16 protein-coding genes are annotated in these 18767 nt (G+C 73.4%); 7 read left to right on the top strand and 9 right to left on the bottom strand.

Translation table 11 applies throughout. From position 1 onward, the window contains the following. Positions 1 to 12: 12 nt before the first annotated feature. Complete coding sequence (locus AC5JJ1_RS19390) at positions 13 to 918, top strand: hypothetical protein (protein WP_495786753.1); 906 nt, start codon at positions 13 to 15, stop codon at positions 916 to 918. Here AC5JJ1_RS19390 and hemA read toward each other — a convergent pair. Both hemA and AC5JJ1_RS19400 read right to left on the bottom strand, forming a co-directional pair. Next, entirely contained in the window at positions 899 to 2125 is a 1227-nt protein-coding gene (gene hemA, locus AC5JJ1_RS19395) for a 5-aminolevulinate synthase (RefSeq protein ID WP_495786754.1), read from the bottom strand. The genes AC5JJ1_RS19390 and hemA overlap by 20 nt on opposite strands. Before the next feature lie 94 nt (positions 2126 to 2219). After that, the gene (locus AC5JJ1_RS19400; protein ID WP_495786755.1) at positions 2220 to 2816 is read right to left on the bottom strand and encodes a hypothetical protein; all 597 of its coding nucleotides are present in this window, start codon (positions 2814 to 2816) and stop codon (positions 2220 to 2222) included. 95 nt (positions 2817 to 2911) lie between these two features. Between AC5JJ1_RS19400 and AC5JJ1_RS19405 the strand changes: the two genes are divergently transcribed. The 3 genes from AC5JJ1_RS19405 (at position 2912) to radC (ending at position 7459) form a co-directional block, all read left to right on the top strand. Then, entirely contained in the window at positions 2912 to 4387 is a 1476-nt protein-coding gene (locus AC5JJ1_RS19405) for a helicase HerA domain-containing protein (RefSeq protein ID WP_495786756.1), read from the top strand. Between the two features lie 175 nt (positions 4388 to 4562). Continuing rightward, on the top strand, positions 4563 to 6539 hold the full coding sequence (locus AC5JJ1_RS19410) for an HWE histidine kinase domain-containing protein (RefSeq protein ID WP_495786757.1): 1977 nt from the start codon (positions 4563 to 4565) through the stop codon (positions 6537 to 6539). Between the two features lie 65 nt (positions 6540 to 6604). Beyond that, complete coding sequence (gene radC, locus AC5JJ1_RS19415; protein ID WP_495786758.1) at positions 6605 to 7459, top strand: RadC family protein; 855 nt, start codon at positions 6605 to 6607, stop codon at positions 7457 to 7459. A gap of 63 nt (positions 7460 to 7522) precedes the next feature. On the opposite strand, the gene AC5JJ1_RS19420 is transcribed toward radC, so the two are convergent. Then, entirely contained in the window at positions 7523 to 8947 is a 1425-nt protein-coding gene (locus AC5JJ1_RS19420; protein ID WP_495786759.1) for a sensor histidine kinase, read from the bottom strand. A gap of 117 nt (positions 8948 to 9064) precedes the next feature. Between AC5JJ1_RS19420 and AC5JJ1_RS19425 the strand changes: the two genes are divergently transcribed. Both AC5JJ1_RS19425 and AC5JJ1_RS19430 read left to right on the top strand, forming a co-directional pair. Beyond that, on the top strand, positions 9065 to 10063 hold the full coding sequence (locus AC5JJ1_RS19425) for a sensor histidine kinase (RefSeq protein ID WP_495786760.1): 999 nt from the start codon (positions 9065 to 9067) through the stop codon (positions 10061 to 10063). Between the two features lie 2 nt (positions 10064 to 10065). Beyond that, positions 10066 to 10422: a response regulator gene (locus AC5JJ1_RS19430; protein WP_495786769.1), complete on the top strand. Its 357-nt coding sequence runs from the start codon at positions 10066 to 10068 to the stop codon at positions 10420 to 10422. A 390-nt stretch (positions 10423 to 10812) separates the two neighbouring features. On the opposite strand, the gene AC5JJ1_RS19435 is transcribed toward AC5JJ1_RS19430, so the two are convergent. The 5 genes from AC5JJ1_RS19435 to AC5JJ1_RS19455 form a co-directional block, all read right to left on the bottom strand. Continuing rightward, positions 10813 to 11736, bottom strand: coding sequence for a glycosyltransferase family 9 protein (locus tag AC5JJ1_RS19435; RefSeq protein ID WP_495786761.1), 924 nt, complete (start codon positions 11734 to 11736; stop codon positions 10813 to 10815). Then, positions 11733 to 12848 (bottom strand): glycosyltransferase family 4 protein, encoded by a 1116-nt coding sequence (locus AC5JJ1_RS19440; RefSeq protein ID WP_495786762.1) that lies wholly within the window; start codon positions 12846 to 12848, stop codon positions 11733 to 11735. Before AC5JJ1_RS19440 ends, AC5JJ1_RS19435 begins: the two co-directional genes overlap by 4 nt. After that, a complete protein-coding gene (locus tag AC5JJ1_RS19445; protein WP_495786763.1) occupies positions 12845 to 13894 on the bottom strand; it encodes an Ldh family oxidoreductase in 1050 nt (349 codons plus the stop codon). The genes AC5JJ1_RS19440 and AC5JJ1_RS19445 overlap by 4 nt, the downstream gene beginning before the upstream one ends. Positions 13895 to 14102: 208 nt before the next feature. Beyond that, entirely contained in the window at positions 14103 to 15470 is a 1368-nt protein-coding gene (locus AC5JJ1_RS19450; protein ID WP_495786764.1) for a methyl-accepting chemotaxis protein, read from the bottom strand. Then, positions 15467 to 16678, bottom strand: coding sequence for an AMP-binding protein (locus AC5JJ1_RS19455; RefSeq protein WP_495786765.1), 1212 nt, complete (start codon positions 16676 to 16678; stop codon positions 15467 to 15469). Before AC5JJ1_RS19455 ends, AC5JJ1_RS19450 begins: the two co-directional genes overlap by 4 nt. Positions 16679 to 16814: 136 nt before the next feature. Here AC5JJ1_RS19455 and pyp point away from each other — a divergent pair, with 136 nt between their 5' ends. Beyond that, on the top strand, positions 16815 to 17189 hold the full coding sequence (gene pyp / locus AC5JJ1_RS19460) for a photoactive yellow protein (protein ID WP_495786766.1): 375 nt from the start codon (positions 16815 to 16817) through the stop codon (positions 17187 to 17189). A gap of 18 nt (positions 17190 to 17207) precedes the next feature. Here pyp and AC5JJ1_RS19465 read toward each other — a convergent pair whose 3' ends face one another. Beyond that, a complete protein-coding gene (locus AC5JJ1_RS19465; RefSeq protein WP_495786767.1) occupies positions 17208 to 18680 on the bottom strand; it encodes an amidase in 1473 nt (490 codons plus the stop codon). Positions 18681 to 18767 lie beyond the last annotated feature (87 nt).

The raw sequence follows: 18767 nt of genomic DNA on the forward strand, positions 1-18767 counted from the left end.
ATGCTCCCCGGCATGCCGACTCGCCGCGATGCCCTGCTCGCCCCCCTCCTGCTCACCGCCTGCGCCTCGCCCCTGCCCGAGGCGCCGATCGCGGCCAGCACGCCGGAGGCCCGTGCGCTGCTGGAGGAGAGCGCCGCGGCGCATGGGCTGGAGGCCTTCCGCCGCATCCGGGATGTGAGCGTGAGCTATGCCGGGGAATGGGCGCCGATCATCGACCGGCTGCAGCCCGCACTCGTCGATCGCCGCTTCCGCGGGCCGTCGGAGGAGCGGCTGCTGCCGCGGGAGGGGATCGTCGCCCAGGCCTATTCGGGCCCTGCCGGACGGAAGCAGGTGCTGCGCCGCCCCGGCGGCGGGGCGACAGGCGAGGTGCGGGTCTGGTTCAACGGCGAGCCCGCGGAGGATGCGGAGCGGCGCAGCGCCGCCGCGCTGGTCGCGGATGGCTATGCCCTCTTCCTGCTCGGGCCGATGCTGCTCGCGGGCGGCTGGGGCGTGCCGCGCCTCGCCATCCTCGGCCGCGACGAGGACGCGGCGGTCACGGTTGGCGGCCAGCGCTGGCCTTGCGCCGTGCTGCGCGGGCGGATGCTCCCGGGCTTGGGCTTCTCGGGCGCCGAGCGCATCGCCCTCTTCATCGACCGGGAGGAGCGGCTGATGCGCCGGGTGCGCTTCGGCCTGGAGGGGATGGAGGGCACGCGCGGCGCCGTCGCCGAGGTCGATGCCTGGGACCATGTCGAGTGGCAGGGGGTGCGCTGGCCGACGCAATTCCACGAGCGGCTGCTGCGGCCGCTGCCGCTCGCCGTGCATGACTGGCGGCTGACCGGCCTCGACCTCGACCGCGGCATCGAGCCGGCGGAGGTGGCGGGGCCGGACCTCCGCGGCCGCGCCGCCGCGCCGGCCGGGGCTATTCGGCGGCCTGCCTGAGCCCCGTCGGCAGCACGGCCCGCAGCGCCGCAACCAGCGCCGCCATCATCGCATCGGTATGGAAGGGCGTGGCGCAGAGGCGCAGGCGCTCCGTCCCGCGCGGCACGGTCGGGTAGTTGATCGGCGTGGCGTAGATACCGTGCTCCTCGAGCAGCCGGCGCGCGACCTGGCGGCACAGCTCCGCCTCGCCGATCCAGATGGGGACGATGTGGCTCGGCCCCGGGATGCGCGGAAGGCCAGCGGCATCGAGGGCCGATTTCAGCGCCGCGGCCCGCTCAGCCAGCGCCGCGCGCCGCGCCGGGTCCCGCTTCAGCAGGCGGACGCTCTCAAGCGCCGCGGCGGCGACGGCGGGCGGCAGGGCCGTGGTGAAGATCAGCCCGCCGGCCGTGCTGCGGATGTAGTCGATCATCTCCGCATCGCCGGCGAGGTAGCCGCCGAAGACGCCGAAGCCCTTGGCGAGCGTCCCCTCGATCAGGTCGACGCGGTGCGCGACGCCGTCCCGCTCGGAGATGCCGCCGCCCCCGGCCCCATAGAGGCCGACGGCATGGACCTCGTCGAGATAGGTCATGGCGCCGTGGCGCCGGGCGAGGTCGCAGATGGCGCCGATCGGGGCGATGTCGCCATCCATGGAATAGACGCTCTCGAAGGCGATGAGCTTCGGCGCCGCGGGCGGGGCGGCGGCGAGCTTGGCCTCCAGGTCGTCGAGGTCGTTGTGCCGCCAGATGACGCGCCCGGCGCCCTTCGCGCCGCGCATCCCGGCGATCATCGAGGCGTGGTTCTTGGCGTCCGAGAAGACGATGAAGCCCGGCAGCGCCTCCAGCACCGCGGCGATGCCGGCCTGGTTGGCGATGTAGCCGCTGCCGAAGAGCAGGGCGGAAGGCTTGCCATGGAGCGAGGCGAGCTCCGCCTCCAGCGCCACATGGAGCGGCGAGGTGCCGGAGATGTTGCGGGTGCCGCCGGCGCCGGCGCCGTGCTCCTCCACCGCGCGCGCCGCCGCGGCCTGCACGGCGGGGTGGGCGCCCATGCCGAGATAGTCGTTGGAGGACCAGACGGTGACCTCCCGCACCCCCTGCGGCGCATGCCAGCGGTAGAGCGGGAAGTGGCCGGCCAGCTTCTCCAGATGGGCGAATTCGCGGTAGCGCCCCTCGCGGCGCAGCGCGGCGAGATTGGCCCGGCAATGGGCGAGGAAGGCGTGGCGCGTGTCCATCGGCTCCGGCTTCGGCGGTGTTGCGTGGGATATGTCGGCAACGGCGGAAAATGCCAATGGAGCCTGCGCAACCCTGCCATTCGCGGAGAAGGTTTCAGCCGTTCAGCAGCCGGTCGATCTCGGCCTGGGCGAGGTCGGGCCCGGCCATGGTCGGCTCGGCAACGGTGTGCATCGCCGCCTTCACCTCCACCGCCTCGACCGGGGCGGTGCCGCCCGGGATCATCCCCTCCAGGATCTGCCCGACCTGCTGGAGATGCTGGATGGCGCGGCGGATTCGCTGGCCGGTGACGTCCTGGAAGGAGCAGGCCTCGAAGATGGCGTTGACTTTGTCCGTGACCAGGGTGAGCGAGGCCTCGTCCTTGCGGTTGCTGGCGAGCCAGTCCTGGATGGCCTCGGCGGCCTCCATGATGGTGTTGGCCGCGGCCTCCGTCGCCTGGACCACCGCTTCCAGCTCGATGCCGCTGTTGCGGCTGCTGGCGGCGGGGATGGCGACCAGCCCGGCGATCTGCTCGTGGATGCGGTTGAGCTGGCCGGAAAGGTTCTCCTCCGAGTAGTCGACGAGCTGCACCGTGGCATGCACCTCGGCGCTGAGCTCGGCGATGCGGCGGTCGATGAAGCCGCGCAGGTCGGCGAACAGGCCGCCCATCTCGGCGCGGAGCGCCACGACCTCCCCGGCGGTCCCTGCCTGCATCGCCCCTCTCTCCCGGCCTGAGCACGGGGCGATCATGCCAGGGAAAGAATGAAGACGCTGTTTATGGAAGCGCGCCGCTGCGCTACCACCCCCCCATGACGGTCCGCATCGATCTCGGCCAGACGGACGCCGGCGCCCCCGCCCTGCTGGACCTCGAGGAGCTGCTGGCCACCCGCCTGCTGGTCCAGGGCAATTCCGGCTCCGGCAAGTCCCACCTGCTGCGCCGGCTGCTGGAGGGCAGCGCGCCCTGGGTGCAGCAGGCGGTGATCGACCCGGAGGGGGATTTCGTCACCCTGGCCGAGCGCTTCGGCCACCTCGTGATCGATGCGGCGGCGCATTCGGAGGCCGGGCTGCAGCTGGCGGCCGAGCGCATCCGCCAGCACCGGGTCTCCGTCGTGCTCGACCTCGAGGGGCTGGACACCGAGGGGCAGATGCGCCGCGCCGCCGCCTTCCTCGGCGGGCTCTTCGACGTGGATCGCAGCTACTGGATGCCGATGCTGGTGGTGGTGGACGAGGCGCAGCTCTTCGCCCCCATGGCGGCCGGCGAGGTGGCGGACGAGGCGCGGAAGCTCTCGCTCGGCGCCATGACCAACCTCATGTGCCGCGGGCGCAAGCGCGGGCTGGCCGGGATCATCGCCACGCAGCGGCTGGCGAAGCTCGCCAAGAACGTCGCGGCCGAGGCCAGCAATTTCCTGATGGGCCGCACCTTTCTCGACATCGACATGGCCCGCGCCGCCGACCTGCTCGGGATGGAGAAGCGGCAGGCGGAGATGTTCCGCGACCTCAGGCAGGGGCATTTCGTGGCGCTCGGCCCGGCGCTCGCCCGGCGGCCGCTGCCGGTCAGGATCGGCACGGTGCAGACCGAATCGAGGGGCGCCGCGCCGAAGCTGACGCCACTGCCGAGCCAGCCGCCCGAGGACGCACGGGCGCTGATCCTGCAGCCGCCGGCGCCCGAGGCGCCCCGGCCGCGCCGCGCGCCTCCTCCCCCGCCGCCCGACATCCTCGCCCAGCTCGCCGCCGCCCGGCCGGCGCCGCCCCCTGCCCTGCCGCCCGCCTCGGCGGAGCAGCAGGCGGAGCAGCGCCGCCGGCTGGAGGCGGTGATGCGCCAGGTGCTGGCCGACCCCGACAGCGGCTACCGCCCGGCCGCCGTGCTCTACCAGGACTTCCTCGTGCGCTGCCGGATCGAGCAGATCGGCGGCAAGCTGCCCGACATGGCGGCCTTCCGCCGGCTGCTCGCCATCGGCAAGGCGGAGGTGCCGACCGAGATGGCGGAGGGCGAGGACTGGGCCGAGGCCATGGCGCGGGCGGCGCCGCTGCCGGAGGATCTCCAGGGCGTTTTCCTGCTGCTGGCGCGGGCGGCGCTGGCGGGGGCGCCCTGCCCGTCGGACGCCGCCATCGCCCGCGCCTATGGCACGCGCTCGGCCAGCCGGGCGCGGCGGGCGCTGGCCTTCATCGAGGAGCGGGGGGCGATCGCCATGCGGCCCGACCTGACCGGGCGACGCATCGTCACCATCGCCGGGCCAGGCTGGGAGACGGCGCCGGGCCACCCGGAAGAGGAAGCGGTGGCCTGAGGACGCGAAGTGGAACGCCCATTGCGTCGGGCCCCCGGGCTCGGGCACACGGGTCGCGCGCGATTCCGTGAGATCGCGCGCACTGCACGCGTCTCCCGCCGCTCGTTCCGACCCTGCGCCTATAGGCCGGCCGAGCCGGCCCGACCCGTCACGCTCTTCCACCCCCAGGGCCAGAATGCTGTCCGCGATCCGTCTCCACCAAGTCTTCCTCATCGCAGCGGTGGCGGTGCCGGCCAGCGTCTTCGGCGCGGCGGCCTGGTGGAACCGCGGCGAGGTCCTGCGCGAGGGGACCGAGACGGTCGAGCGCACCGCGGCCATCATGAACGAGCATGTGGCGAAGGTCCTCGACACCGCCGACCTCGTGCTGGACCGGGTGCAGGACCGGATCGAGACGCTGGATGACGGGCAAGTCGCGGGAGCCGGGGTCAGCGCCTTCCTCGCCGCGGTGAAGGAGCCGCTCAGCCAGATCGTCTCGGTCTGGGTGGCCGATGCCGGGGGCCATGTGCTGGCCGGCAGCCAGGGCTGGGACCGCGGCGTCAGCATCGCCGACCGCGACTTCTTCGTCGTCCAGCGCGAGAACCCGAAGGCCGGCACCTATGTCAGCGCCGCCTTCAGCGGCAGGGCGACCGCCATCTCCTCCTTCGCCATCAGCCGCCGGCGCCGGGCGCCGGGCGGGCAATTCCTCGGCACCATCCATGTCTCGCTGAGCCCCGACTACTTCGCGCATTTCTTCCGCGAGGCCTCCCCGCCCTATCCCCATGCGGCCTTGCTGATGCGCAGCGATGGCGCGGTGCTCGCCCGCTCCCCGAGCCGCGGCGCCCCGGCCAGCCTCGCCGCCAACAGTCCGCTGACGCGCGCCATCGGGCGCCAGCCGGATCGCGGGCTCGACCGCGACATTTCGACCATCGACGGCAAGGACCGGATCTTCGCCTATCGCCGGGTCGGGCTCTGGCCGGTCTATGTCAGCTTCGGTGCCGATACCGATGCGCTGCTGGGGCGCTGGCGGGCCAATCTGCGGGTCTATGGCCTGGTGGCGCTGGCGGCGGCGCTGACGCTGCTCGGCTCCGCCTTCCTGGCGCTGCGCCATGCCCGGGCGGCGAGAACGGCCCAGGCGGCGCTGGCCCGCGAGGCCGCCGCCCGCGCCGCGGCCGAGGCCCGGCAGGCGGCCGAGGCGCGGTTCCGCGGCGTGTTCGAGAGCCGGGCGGTCGGCATGTCGGTCTTCGATCTCGCGACCAGGGAGACGCTGCTCTGCAACGACCGCCTCCTGGAGATGACCGGCGGCAGCCGCGCCGCCTTCGAGGCCGGCACCTGGGACTGGCGGCGGGTCACCCCGGCGGAGCTGCTGCCCCGCGACGAGGATGCCGTCGCCGAGGCCCGCGCCCGCGGCTGGTGGGCGCCCTACGAGAAGGAATACTTCCGCGCCGACGGCTCGCGCCTGCCGGTCCGCGTCTCCTCGGCGCCGCTGCCGGGCGAGGCCGGGCGCGTCGTCGTGCTGGTCGAGGACATCTCCGAGCAGCGCGAGGCGGAACTCCGGCGCGACCTGCTGATGCGGGAGGTCGACCACCGCGCCAAGAACGCGCTGGCCACCGCCCGTGCGGCGCTGCGGCTGACGCGGGCGCCGGACCTGCCCAGCTATGTCGAGCTGGTCGATGGCCGCATCACGGCGCTGGCCCAGGCGCTGGCACTGCTGTCGCAGACGCAGTGGCAGGGGGTCGGCCTCGCCACGCTGCTGCGCGAGGCGTTCGAGCCCTTCCTCGACGGCGGCCGGGCGGGGCAGGTGCGCCTGGAGGGGCCGGGGCTCACCATCGACGCCAATGCGGTGCAGCCGCTGGCCATGGCGGTGCACGAGCTGGCGACCAACGCCACCAAATACGGCGCCCTGTCGCGGGCGGAGGGGTGCGTCACGCTGCGCTGGAAGGTGCTGGCCGGGCCGCCGGCGCGGCTGCAGCTCGCCTGGCGGGAACGCGGCGGGCCGCCGGTGGTGGCGCCGCCACAGGACACCGGCTTCGGCACGCGGGTGCTGCAGGCGACGCTGGCGCGGCAGCTCGGCGGCAGCGTCGCCCAGCATTGGGAGCCGGCGGGGCTGCATTGCGAGATCCTGCTGCCGGCCGCGCGGGTGCTGGCAGCGGAGGATGCCGTGCCGGCCGCGTAAATAAACGTTTTACATTTGCATCGGTCTTGGCATGATCGCCCCGCCCGGCAGGAGGCGGGGGCGTCGTGTGGCTCAGGAAATGGCTGCAGCCGAGGGATGGCGAGGCGGCGGCGCCCCGCCCGCAGCCCGGCTTCCGTGAGAGCGCCGTGCCGCTCGCCTTCGCCCCTGCGCCCGGCGCCGGGTCGCTGCCGCCCCAGCGGGCGGAGGCGCCCTTCCCCGCCCGGGTCCCGGCCGAGCTGCCCTTCCCGAGCACCGGCCCGCACGGCCATCGCGCCCGCATGCGGGAGAAGCTGCTGGAGCGCGGGGCCGAGGCACTCGCCGATTACGAGCTGCTGGAGATGCTGCTCTTCTTCGCCATGCCGAAGGGCGACACCAAGCCGCTGGCGAAGGCGCTGATCAACCGCTTCGGCAGCTTCGGCGCCGTCCTCGCCGCACCCAGGGACGAGTTGCTGGCGACGCGCGGCCTCGGCCCGCACAGCGTCGCCGCCCTGAAGCTGGTGCAGGCCTCCTCGCTGCGCCTGGCGCGCGCCGAGGTGATGGAGCGCCCGGTACTGAACCATTGGGACAGGCTGATCGGCTACCTCACCGCCGTGCTGGCGGAGGAGAAGATCGAGCAGTTCCGCATCCTCTTCCTCGACACCCGCAACCGGCTGATCGCCGACGAGGCGCAGGCGCGCGGCACGGTGAACCACACGCCCGTCTATCCGCGCGAGGTGGCGAAGCGCGCGCTCGAGCTGCATGCGACGGCGCTGATCCTGGTGCACAACCACCCCTCCGGCGACCCGACGCCGTCGCGCGAGGACGTTGCCATGACGGCGGAGGTCAAGGCCGCGGTCGGCGTGCTCGGCATCCAGCTGCATGACCACCTGATCATCGGCCGCGGCCGGCATCTCAGCGTCCACCGCGAGGGGCTGCTCTGAGCGAGGCCGGAGCGGCCTCCACTCGCCCCGGCTCACCGAAGCCGCATCAGCCCGTTGTCTGCTCTAGGCGCCCTCCGGCTCCGTCCAGCGCGGCAGCTCGATCCAGAAGCGGCTGCCCTCGCCCGGCGCGGAGACGACGCCGCAGCGGCCGCCCAGCCGCTCCGCCACCCGCCGCACGATGGCGAGGCCGACGCCGGTGCCGGGAAAGGCCTCCCGCCCGTGCAGCCGCTCGAAGGGGCGGAAGATGCGCTCCTGGTGCTCCGGCGCGATGCCGATGCCATGGTCCTCCACCCAAAGCCGGACCATGCCGGCATCGCCGTCCGAGCAGCGGATGGCAACGCTCGGCGCCTCGCCGGGGCGGTGGAATTTCAGCGCGTTGCCGACCAGGTTGCCGACCGCCTGGGTCAGCACGCCGGCATGGCCGCTGACCGCGGGCAGCGGCCGCTGCACCTCGATGCGGGCTCCCTCCAGCTCGGTGCGGCACTGGTCCAGCACCGCCTCCACCACGGTCTCGAGCGACACGCAGCGCAGCGCGATGTCCTGCCGCGCCAGGCGGCTGTAGCCCAGGATGTCGTCGATCAGCGTATCCATCCGCTCGGCGGCGCCGGCGATGCGGACGAGGTAGCCGCGCTCCTCCCCGTCGAGTCGGGGGCCGGCATCCTCCTCCAGCGCCGCGGCATAGCCGCCGATGGCGCGGGCCGGGGCGCGCAGGTCGTGGGAGATGGCGGCGGCGAAGGACTGCAGTTCGGCATTCGCCTCCTCCAGCGTGGCTGTCCGCTCCTCCACCTGCTGCTCCAGCCGCTGGTTCTGCTCGCCCAGCCGGCGCTCGTCCCGCCGGTGCAGGACGCCGAGCGCGCCGAGCCCGGCGGAGGCCAGCGCCAGCGCGCCGCAGCCGAGGGCCAGGAAGGTCGTGATCCGCGTGCGGTGGTCCTGCAGCGCGGTCCGCTCGCGGAGGATGCGCCGGGCCTCCGCCTCGAAGACGTTGAGATCCTCGCGGATCCGCTCCATCAGCTCCTGCCCCCGGTTGGTCCGCACCACGGCGAGCGCCGCCTCGACCGAGTCCCGGCGCAGTGCGACCGTCTCCGCCAGCTCGGCGAGCTTGGCCTCGATCAGCGGCCGCAGCGCGTCCAGCCGGGCCTTCTGCTGCGGGATCATCACCTCGGCGACGAGCGCGGCGAAATCGGCCCAGATCCGGTTCACCGCATCCTGGTAGGGCTCCAGGTAGCGGTCCTCGCCGATGAGGAGGAAGCCGCGCTGGCCGGTCTCGGCATCCAGCACGTCGGCCGCCAGGGCCTGCGCCCGGTCCAGCACCCGAACGGTGGTCTCGGTCGCGTGGCGTGCCTCGGCGAGGCGGGTCAGGTTGAAGAGCATGAGGGCGCCGCCGAGCGCCAGCAACAGGAAGGAGACGGCGGCGGCCGCCGCCGCCAGCCCTGTGAGGTCACGCGGCCAATGCCGGCCCCGCTTCTGCTCTCCTACCTCCTTCGGCATTCCGCATACCCGTCAGCCAAGTGCAAAAATGGCCGGCATGGCATCGGGTTCCCGGCTTTTTCGGTTGCCGTAAGGTATCTGGAACGATCCGGCACGCCGTCCGCCTGTTGAAGCTCCATGCGCATCCTGATCGCCGACGACGACCCCGACTTCCGCAGCCTGGCCAGCCGGGCCATGCGCCGCGAATTCGAGTCCTGCACCATCACCGAGATCGGCGACCGCGCCGGGCTCGACGCCGCCCTCGCCGCCCCGCTGGGGCCGGACCTGCTGATCTCCGACTTCAGCCTCAACTGGACCGACGGCTTCGCCATCTTCGCCGAGGTCCGCGCCGCCTTCCCGGGCAGCGTCGCCATCATGTTCACCGGGACCGGCGACGAGGAGGTAGCGGTCCGCGCCATCAAGGCCGGCTTCGACGACTACGTGGTCAAGTCGCCGAAGCAGCTCCGCCGGCTGGCGGCGGCGGCGCGGGCGGCGCTGGCCAGGTCGGAGACCCGGCGCGGGCTCGAGGAAAACCGCGACCTGCTGACGCAGGAGCTCTACCACCGGCTGCACAACAACCTCCAGCTCGTGGTCGGGCTGATCGCCTTCACCGCGCGCAGCATCGAGGAACCATCGGCGCGGCAGCGGCTCGACGATCTCGGCCGGCGGGTGCAGTCGCTGTCGCTGCTGCAGGAGCGGCTCTACCGCGGCGGGGACTTCCGGCGGGTGGATTTCGTCGCCTTCCTGCGGCAGCTGGTGGAGGACCTGGTGGCGCTCGATGGGCGCGGCATCGCCACACAGCTGGAGCTGGAGCCGCGGATGCTGCCGGTCGACATTGCCGTGCCGCTGGCGCTGATCGCCAATGAGCTGATCACCAATGCGCTGAAGCATGCCGTCGCCGGGACGGATCCGCTGGCCCTCGGCATCGCCTTCCGCACCGAGGCGGATGGGGTGCCGGTGCTGGAGGTGGCGGACAACGGGACGGGGCAGGAGGCGCTGGAGGCCGGCAGCGGGCTGGGCGCCCGGCTGGTGCAGCGGCTTGCCCAGCAGATCGGTGGCGTGGTTGATATCGGGTCCAGGGAAGGTGGCGGGAGGTTATGTCGGATTTCGGTGCGAGGCCAAGCGAGGCAGGGTTGAGGGTGCTCGTCGTCGAGGACGAGTTCCTGATCGCGGACTACCTCGTGGCGGTGCTGGAGGATGCCGGCCACCGCGTCGCCGGCACCGCGGCGACGGCGGAGGAGGCGCTGGCCATCCTCGGCAGCGGCCTGCCGGTCGATGTTGTGAGCCTCGACGTGAAGCTGCCGGGCGCGATGGACGGCATCGAGATCGCCGAGCGGCTGCGTGCGGCGGCCGGCCCGCCCTTCTTCTTCGTCACCGGCTCCGGCGACCCGGCCTTCCGTGCCCGCTGCGAGGCGGTGCGGCCGCTCGCCATCCTGCAGAAGCCGATCGACCCGAACATGCTGCTGCGTGCGCTGACCAAGGTGAGGCCGGGCTAGAACCAATGCCGATCAGGGGAAGACACCTGACCGGAGGCATTTGCTCGGCAAAGAATAAATTGGAGCGGGCTTCCTTTGTCATGGCTCGGGGAAACCGGTTGCCTGGCCGGCGAACGCCGGTGAGCTGACTCGACCTTGTCGGTGTTTGCTCCGGACCACGATCCGCAGTCATCGGATCGCGGGCCGTAGCCCAAGCTTGTGCCTGGCCCGCATGGGTCAGGCTTCCGGCCATCCCGGCCCTCGGCGATCAGGCGCGGGAGCGGTCGCCGACTGCACCGGCCCACGGAAGCCGCTCCAGCCTTCGGCCGCGGCGCGCCGATCCTCCCGGCCGGTGGTTCCACCCGACCGGTGTCTGCTCCGGTCGTGGTCTTCCGCAGATCGATGAGGACATCAGGAGGCGACCAGGCCCGTCAGCGCCGCGCGGACCTCGGCCACCTCCAGTGCCGCGAGGCGCGGGTGGCGCAGCACGGCGACGGCACGTCCGCGCGGGGCGCAGAGGGCCGGGTCGCTCTCCGGGCCGAAGAGCACGAGGGTCGGGCAGCCGGCCGCGGCGGCGAGATGCGTCGGGCCGGTGTCGTTACCGATGGCGAAGGCGGCGCGGCGGGCGACGGCGCCGAGGCCGGCGAGGCTGGTGCGGCCGGTGAGGTCGATCACCGGCCCGGGCCGGGCAGCGGCGATGGTGGCGGCAAGCGGCGCCTCGGCCGGGCCGCCGACGACGGCGACGGGCAGGTCGAGCAGTGCGGCGAGCGCGGCGAAACGCTCCGCAGGCCAGCGCTTGGCCGGCCGGCCCGGTGAGGCGCCGGGGACCAGCAGGGCGAAGCGCGCCGGCAGGCCGAGGCCCGAGACGTCGTCATCCAGCCAGTCGAGGGCGGGCGCGGGGAAGGCAGCGATGCCGGCCATCCGCAACTGCTCGCGCTGCCGCTCGGCGGTGTGCATTAGGTCCCGTGTGGGGTTGGCATGCGGGTGGCTGGCGCCGCGGGCGATGCCGGACCATTCGGGGCCGCTGCCGACCATCAGCCGGTAGCGGGAGGAGCGGGAGGAGGTCTGCAGGTCGTAGACCCGCCCGAAGCGGGCGGCGCGCAGCCGCCGGGCAAGGCGCCAGAGGGCGGGCAGGTCGATCCAGGCGGGGCGGCCGTCGCTCCAGATGCGGTCGAACCAGGGGCTGCGGGCGAGCAGCCCGGCATAGGGCGGCGTGGTCAGCAGGGTGATCTCGGCGCCCGGATGATGGGCGCGGATGGCGGCGAAGGGGCCGAAGGCCTGCACCACGTCGCCAAGTGCGGCGAGCTTGATGACGAGGATGCGGCCGGCGCTCATGCCAGCTCCCGGTAGACGGCGAGCGTCGCCTGCTGCATCGCCTCCGTCGTGTAGTGGGCGAGGACATGGGCGCGGGCGGCCTCGCCGATGCCGGCGCGGGCGGCGGGCGGCAGGCCCAGGGTATGGCCGATGGCGGAGGCCAGCGCCTCCGGGTCGCCGGGGGGGACGCGCCAGCCGGTCTCGTTCTGCGTCACCGTCTCGCGCGGGCCGCCGAGATCGGCGGCGATCACCGGGCGGCCCATGGCCTGCGCCTCGATCACGGTGCGGCCGAAGGCCTCCGGCTCCACCGAGCAGTGCAGGACGAGGTCGGCCAGCAGCAGCGCCGCCGGCATGTCCTCGACATGGCCGACTATGCGCAGCCGGTCGCCGAGGCCAAGGCGGGCCGCCTCCGCCTCCAGCTCGCGGCGGTAGCGGGGGCCGTCGCCGACGAGCACGGCGACGGCATCGCCCGGCAGCCGGGCCATCGCCTGGAGCAGCACCCCCTGCCCCTTCCACCGCGTCAGCCGGCCAGGGAGCATGATGACGGGGCGGCCCTCGGGCAGCCGCCATGCGGCGCGGAGGGCGGCGAGGCGGCCGGGCGGCACCAGGGCCGGGTCGAAGCGGCGCGGGTCGACGCCGCGGGGGATGACGCGGATCCGCGCCGGGTCGGTGCCGTGGCGCTCCCGGATATGGCCGGCGATGAAGTGGCTGATGGCGATGACGCGCTCGCCGCGGGCCATCACCGAATTGTAGAGGCGCTTGCCCGGCGCACCCTCGTTGTAGGTGCCGTGGTAGGTGGTGACGAAATGTGCGCCGCTCCGCCGCACCGCCAGCAGCGCCGACCAGGCGGGGGCCCGCGAGCGGGCATGGATGATGCCGACCCCTTCCTCCGCCGCCAGCCGGGCCAAGCTGGCGGCGTTGCGGATGATCCGCCACGGCACCTTTGTCCGCAGCGGCAGGGTGACATGGGTGGCGCCCAGCCGCTCCAGCGGTTCGACCAGCGGGCCGCCGTCCGAGGCAACCAGGGCGCGGCCGCCGGCGGCGATGAGGGCCTCCGCGATCTCGAGCGTGCCGCGCTCCACCCCGCCGGCGACGAGGCTCGGCAGCACCTGCAGGACGGGCGGCAGGCTCACGCGGCGACGGGGCTTGGCATGGGCAGGCCGGCGGCCGCGGCGCGGGCGGCGAGCGCGGGCGGGATGGAGGGGTGGAGCGCGACGCCCTCCGCCAGTGCCCGGGCGCGACGCTGCCAGGCGCGCTCGCCCGGCAGGCGGGGCGCCTGGCCGCCGACGGCGGGCGGATTGCCGCGGACGGCCTCGGCCATCCAGCCGCTCTCGCGCAGGAAGGCCGCTGCGCCGCCGAAGCGGGCGGGGTCGATCGCCAGGACCAGGACGTTGGCGCCCCAGCCGGTCGGTGCATCGGCGCGGCCATGGCCCGAAAGGCCCGAGGTCATCGCCTCGACCAGCAGCCCCAGGCCGAAGCCCTTGTGGCCGGCGGCCATGCCGCCGAGCGGCAGCAGCGAGCCGCCCTGGAAGAAGGCCTCCGGGTTGTCCGTCGGCTGGCCTTCGGCGGTGAGCAGGGCGTTGAAGGGAAAGCGGCTGCCCTCGGCGCGGCGGCGGCCGGTCATGCCGTTCGTCGTGATGGACATGGAGATGTCGATCATCACCGGCCCATCCGGGCCGGGCCAGCCGGCGGCGAGCGGGTTCGGGGTGATGATCCGCTGCGTGCCGCCCCAGGGGGCGACGGAGGCGGTCGCCGGGTCGGAGGACCAGATCTGGGCGACCAGGCCGCGCCCGACCAGCCGCGGGAGATAGGCGGCGAGGCAGCCGATATGGTGGCAGCGGCGGATGGCGACGGCGGCGAGGCCGAACTCCGCGGCGCGCACGGCAGCCAGGTCGCCGGCGCGGCGCACCAGCCAGGGGCCGGGCAGCTTGCCGCCGTCCCAGGTCTCGACCACCGGCGTCCCGGCGAGGACGACGGGTTCCCCCCTGCCCTGCATGTCGCCGCTGGCGAGGCCGTCGAGATAGGGCGGCAACAGGGCGAGCCCGTGGGTGTCGTGGCCCATCAGGTCGCCCTCGACCAGGATGTCGGCGACGACCTGAGCTTTTTCCTCCTCCATGCCGCCGGCGCGGCAGAGGGCGGCGGCAAGGGTGGTGAGGTCGGTGGCGGCGTAGCGGGTCATCGAGGCCTCGGCGCGGCGGAGGGCTGTTCCTCGGACCGGCGAGGGGGGTTCGTCAAGGTGGCGAACGAAGGGTTCGGATCCTCAAGCGGGGCCGGAAAGACCCGCTCTTCAGGGCTCGAGGAGTTGCGGTCGAGTGGCCGAGGCGACGAAGCCGGATCAGAATTTGACGGTATCCTATTCCAAGCAGGCCGAGACGGCGTCCGGCGCATCACGCTGCCTCGGCTTCCGGCGTCTCGAGGAAGGCTTCCAGTTGACGCTGCACCTGCACCTCCTCCGCGGCATCGGCGAAGACGAAGGCGAGCTGGAGCGCTTCGCCCCGGCCGACCACGCGGCAGGCCAGCGTCGGAAGCCCCTCGATCCTCAGCTGCACGGCCTCGCCGGGCGCGGCCGCGGCGCGGCTGAACACTTTGGCGCCGCCGAGGGATAGGTTGGCGAGCTGGCCGGCAACCGCATCGCCGCCGGGCAGCAGGACGGAGCAGCTGCGCCGCAGCGCGATGCGCGGATGCCGCCGCCGGTCGCCCTCGGTCAGCGTGGCGCGGACCACGCCGGCGAGGCGGCCCTGCAACCCGTCGATCGCGGCGGCCACCTGGCCGGAGGCGCCATGCATCATCCCGACCGACATCCGGTTGTCGTCCAGCCTTGCCGCCGCGTCGACCACCCGGGCAGCCGCGGATTGCGCGGCCTGCGAGGCCTCCGCCACGGCGCGGGCGAGGCTGGCCGCGGTCTCCGCCTGGGCGCGCATCCCCTGCTCGACGGTGGTGGAGATGCCGGCGAGGTCCCGCAGGCCGGCGAGGATGGTGTCAGCGGCGCGCGTGGTCCGGGCAATGCGGTCGAGCACATCGGCGATCCGCTCGGCGATGGCGGCATTGGCCTTGGCGGCCTCGGCGGCGAGCTGCTTCACCTCGCCGGCCACGACGGCGAAGCCCTTGCCTGCCTCGCCGGCGCGGGCGGCCTCGATCGTCGCGTTCAGCGCCAGCAGGTTCGTCTGGGCGGCGATGCCCGCGATCAGCCGGGTGACGGCGTTGATCTCGCCGGCGGCGACCGAGAGCTCGGCCACCAGGCGCTGCGCCTCCTCGCCCCGCTCCGCCATGCTGCGGGAGGTGGTCGCGGCGCGGCCGACCTCCCCGGTCAGGTCCTGGACGACCTTGAGGATCGCGCCGGTGGCCTCGGCGGCGATGGCGGCCTCGGCCGCGCCGCGCTCGCTGTCGTCCCGGGCGGCCTGCATCTGCCGCTCGAGCTGCATGCCGGAGGTTTCGAGAAGGTCGAGCTCCGACTGCATCTCGCGCGCTGCGGCATTGACCTCGGCGACCGCTTCGCCGGCCTCGGCCTCGATGCGGATGGTCATTGCCTCCACCGCCTCGGCGCGGCCGGCGGCGGGTGTGGCCGGGGCCGGAGCGGGCGCCGCCGCCGCCACAGGCTCGGGCGGAGGCGCAGGGGCCGGGCGGAGCCGCAGCAGGCCGAACAGGCCGAGGGCCAGGAGCGGCAGGGCGAGCCAGGGCAGGCCGCCGAGGGCGAGGCCGCCGGGGGCGAGGCCGAGCGCCGCCAGGGCCAGGGCGAGGCGCGGGGAGAGCCTCATGCGGCAACCTCCCAGTCGGCGGGTTTCCCGAGCTCCGACACGGGCAGGACCGGGCCGCAGTCGACCCTGACCGGGCGTTCGGGCGCGGCGAAGGCGGTGCGGCACCATGCCTCGAGCTCCAGGGCGAGGCGCCTCGGCTCCGTTCCGGGGGCGGGGATGGCGAAGGCCTTCAGCCGCGGCTCGGCGAGGCCGGAATCGAGGCGGACCGCGCAATCGGCGACCAGCGGGTGCTCGCGCAGCCGGGCGGCGATGCGGGCGGGATAGACATTCACCCCGCCCACCTGCACCGCGTGGTCCTTGCGGCCATGCAGGCGGAGCCGGCCCTTCCCGTCCCAGGCAGCGTGGTCGGGCAGCGGAACGGCATGGCCGGTCTCGGCGTCGAGGATCTGGCCGGCCTCGCCCGGACGCCACCACGGCAGCAGGCAGAAGCCATCCTCCGGCGCGAGGCGGGTGGCGATGCCGCCAGTCTCGGAGCTGCCATAGACCTCCATCACCCGGGCGGCGCCGGCGCCGCGCAGGGCGCGGTGCGGCTCGGCCGGCAGCGGCGCGGTGGAGGAAACGGCCTCGACATCGGCGGGCAGGCCGGCAGTGCCGATGGAACGTAGCAGGGTGGCGAAGCCGGTGGGGAAGCTGACCAGCAGGTCGCCCCGCGCCACCTCGCGCAAGAGGCGGCCCGGGGCGAGGGTTCGGGCATCCAGCACCGGCAGGCCGAGGAGGTCGGGCAGCAGGGCGGTGAAGAGGAAGCCGTAGATGTGGTGTGGGGGCACGAAGGCGAAGATGCGGTGGCGGCCGGCGAACTGCCCGGCCCAATGGGCGCCTTCGGCGAGGAGGCGGGCGGCGGGATGCGTGCAGGGACGCCGCTCGTCGGTGCTGCCCGAGCTGGCGACGGTAAGGCCGGAGACGCCCTCGGCGAGGGCGGCGCGCACCACCTCGGCCCAGCCGCCGAGCTGCCTGCGGGCCAGGAGGTAGTCCTCGATCCCCGTCTCGTGCAGGTGGAAGAAGGCGTTGACGGCGGCGGCGCAGGCCAGCCGTTCCAGGCTGTCGAGGCCGAGGCCGGATTCGTCGAGCGCCAGGTCGGCGGGCCAGAGCGCGGCCTCCTCCGCCGGGATGCGGCGGCCCGAGGCGGCAAGCTCGGCGGAAATCAGCGAGCGCAGGATGCGGAGCACGGCGCTTTCGGACAGGGTGAGGTGCTGGGGCGTCGTCGTCATGGGCGGAGGATGCGCCCGCAGGGCTTAAGCTTGGGTAAAGGCGGTGCCGGCGGCCCCGCGCCGGGCCTTAACCGAATCTTCAGGCCCCCTCGGCTAGGGAGCGTCCGTAACGCTCATGGCAAGGGAGTGGCTGGGTATGGAGCTGATCAAGTTCGGGGCCGACAACCTCGAAAACCTCGTCGCGCAGGGTCCGTCGCGGCTCAACCGCCTGCCCTTCGGCGCGGTGCTCGTCGATGCCGGCGGCCGGATCATGAAGTACAACAATGCGGAAGGCGAGATCACTGGGCGCAAGCCGGAGGAGGTCGTCGGCAAGAACTTCTTCACCGATGTCGCGCCCTGCACGCGCGGGCACCTCTTCCAGGGCAAGTTCCAGGAGGGCGTCGCCAAGGGCGAGGTGAACACGATGTTCGAGTATGTCTTCGACCACAACATGGCGCCCGCGAAGGTCCGGGTGCACATGAAGTCCACCGCGGTGAAGGACGGCATCTGGATCTTCGTGAAGCGGGTGTGAGCCGCGCGGCAGCCGGCCTCAGGCTGCGGCGACATGCACGGGCGGGCGGCGGCCGCCGTTCCAGCGGCCGCCGATCGCACGCTCCACCTGGGCGGCGAGCTGCAGCAGCAGCCCGTCCTGCGCCTGCGCAGCCTGGGCCTGAATGCCGAGCGGCAGGCCGTTCTCCTGCGCGCCGAGCGGCATCGACAGGCCGGGGATGCCGCAGAGATTGGCGAGCGGCGTGTAGGCGAAGTTGCGCCAGAGGTTGCCGAACCAGTCGAGCACGTCCGGGTTGTCGCTGAGGGTCAGGTATTCCGTGGTGCCGAGGCGCGGGGTTGGCAGGGCGGTGATCGGGGTCAGGATCACGTCCCAACGCTCGAAGAAGGTGCCGAAGGCGCGGGAGGTCGTGTTGAAGACGGCCTGCATGCGGGCGCGCTCGGCATAGGGGATGTCGCGCCCGGCCTCCCAGATGCGGATGTTCATCGGCTCGACCAGGTCCTCGGGCGGGCGGACATGGCCGCGAGCGGCGGCGAGGCTGGCGACGGTTTGCGCGAAATTGCTGATGTAGCAGGTGGTCTGGGCGGCGAAGGCGGCGCGGAAATCGACTGCCGGCAGGGCCCAGTCGACATGGTGGCCAAGGCTTTCGAGCAGGCGGCCGGCGCGCTCCAGCTCGCCCACGAAATGCGGCGTCGCGCGGTAATCGCCCCATTCATGGGACAGGGCGATGCGCAGCGGCGGCGGGTTGCGCTGGATGAGCGCGGCGTAGGGCTCGGGGGCGGTCCAGTAGGGCATGAACTCGCCGGGGGCGCCGCCGCGGCAATGGTCGAGGAAGGCCGCCGTGTCGCGGACGGTGCGGCTCTGGCAGCCCTGGGTCGAGACCAGGCTGGTGATGTCGGAGGCATAGGGCGCGGTGGACAGGACGCCGCGCGAGGGCTTCAGGCCAAGGTTGCCGCAGGCGCCGGCGGGGATGCGGATGGAGCCGCCGCCATCCGTCGCATGGCTCAGCGGCAGGACGCCGGCGGCGAGCATGGCGCCGCAGCCGGCAGACGACCCGTTGGTGGTGTGCCCGAGATCCCAGGGGTTGCGGGTGACGTAGACGGCAGGGTTCTCGGCGGAGGAGCAGCAGCCGAATTCGGGCGTCGTCGTGCGGCCGATGATGTTGAGGCCGGCCCCGCGGATGCGGGTCGTCAGGTAGGCGTCGGCGGATGGGCGGTGCCCGCGCATGAGGCGGGAGCCCATCTCCTGGAGGCGGCCCGCGACGGTGGGGCCGAGATCCTTCATCAACCAGGGTATGCCGGCGAAGGGGCCGGCGAGGTTGGTGCCGTCCCTGGCAGGGTCGGCCACGGCGTCCTCGAAGACCTCCACGACGGCGGAGAGGGTGGGGTTGAGGCGGGCGATGCCGGCAGCCGCCTGCGCCGCGACCTCCCCGGGCGTGACGTCGCCGCCGCGGATGAGGGCGGCGAGGCCGACCGCGTCCTGCCGCGCCCATTCGTCCCAGCTCATCATCGTCATCGCGCTGCCTCGCCTGCCGCCGGAAGGGGCGAGGCTAGTGTTCTGACTCCAACACTTGTTTCCCTCGACGGACCTTGTCGAGAATGT

The organism is Belnapia sp. (assembly GCF_059504005.1).

Coding starts and splice junctions, on each gene's coding strand:
- AC5JJ1_RS19445 (WP_495786763.1), bottom strand. CDS start 13,894: ATGACCCGCTACGCCGCCACCGACCTCACCACCCTTGCCGCCGCCCTC.
- AC5JJ1_RS19405 (WP_495786756.1), top strand. CDS start 2,912: ATGACGGTCCGCATCGATCTCGGCCAGACGGACGCCGGCGCCCCCGCC.
- AC5JJ1_RS19450 (WP_495786764.1), bottom strand. CDS start 15,470: ATGAGGCTCTCCCCGCGCCTCGCCCTGGCCCTGGCGGCGCTCGGCCTC.
- hemA (WP_495786754.1), bottom strand. CDS start 2,125: ATGGACACGCGCCACGCCTTCCTCGCCCATTGCCGGGCCAATCTCGCC.
- AC5JJ1_RS19390 (WP_495786753.1), top strand. CDS start 13: ATGCCGACTCGCCGCGATGCCCTGCTCGCCCCCCTCCTGCTCACCGCC.
- AC5JJ1_RS19420 (WP_495786759.1), bottom strand. CDS start 8,947: ATGCCGAAGGAGGTAGGAGAGCAGAAGCGGGGCCGGCATTGGCCGCGT.
- AC5JJ1_RS19425 (WP_495786760.1), top strand. CDS start 9,065: ATGCGCATCCTGATCGCCGACGACGACCCCGACTTCCGCAGCCTGGCC.
- AC5JJ1_RS19465 (WP_495786767.1), bottom strand. CDS start 18,680: ATGACGATGATGAGCTGGGACGAATGGGCGCGGCAGGACGCGGTCGGC.
- AC5JJ1_RS19455 (WP_495786765.1), bottom strand. CDS start 16,678: ATGACGACGACGCCCCAGCACCTCACCCTGTCCGAAAGCGCCGTGCTC.
- AC5JJ1_RS19410 (WP_495786757.1), top strand. CDS start 4,563: ATGCTGTCCGCGATCCGTCTCCACCAAGTCTTCCTCATCGCAGCGGTG.
- AC5JJ1_RS19435 (WP_495786761.1), bottom strand. CDS start 11,736: ATGAGCGCCGGCCGCATCCTCGTCATCAAGCTCGCCGCACTTGGCGAC.
- AC5JJ1_RS19400 (WP_495786755.1), bottom strand. CDS start 2,816: ATGCAGGCAGGGACCGCCGGGGAGGTCGTGGCGCTCCGCGCCGAGATG.
- pyp (WP_495786766.1), top strand. CDS start 16,815: ATGGAGCTGATCAAGTTCGGGGCCGACAACCTCGAAAACCTCGTCGCG.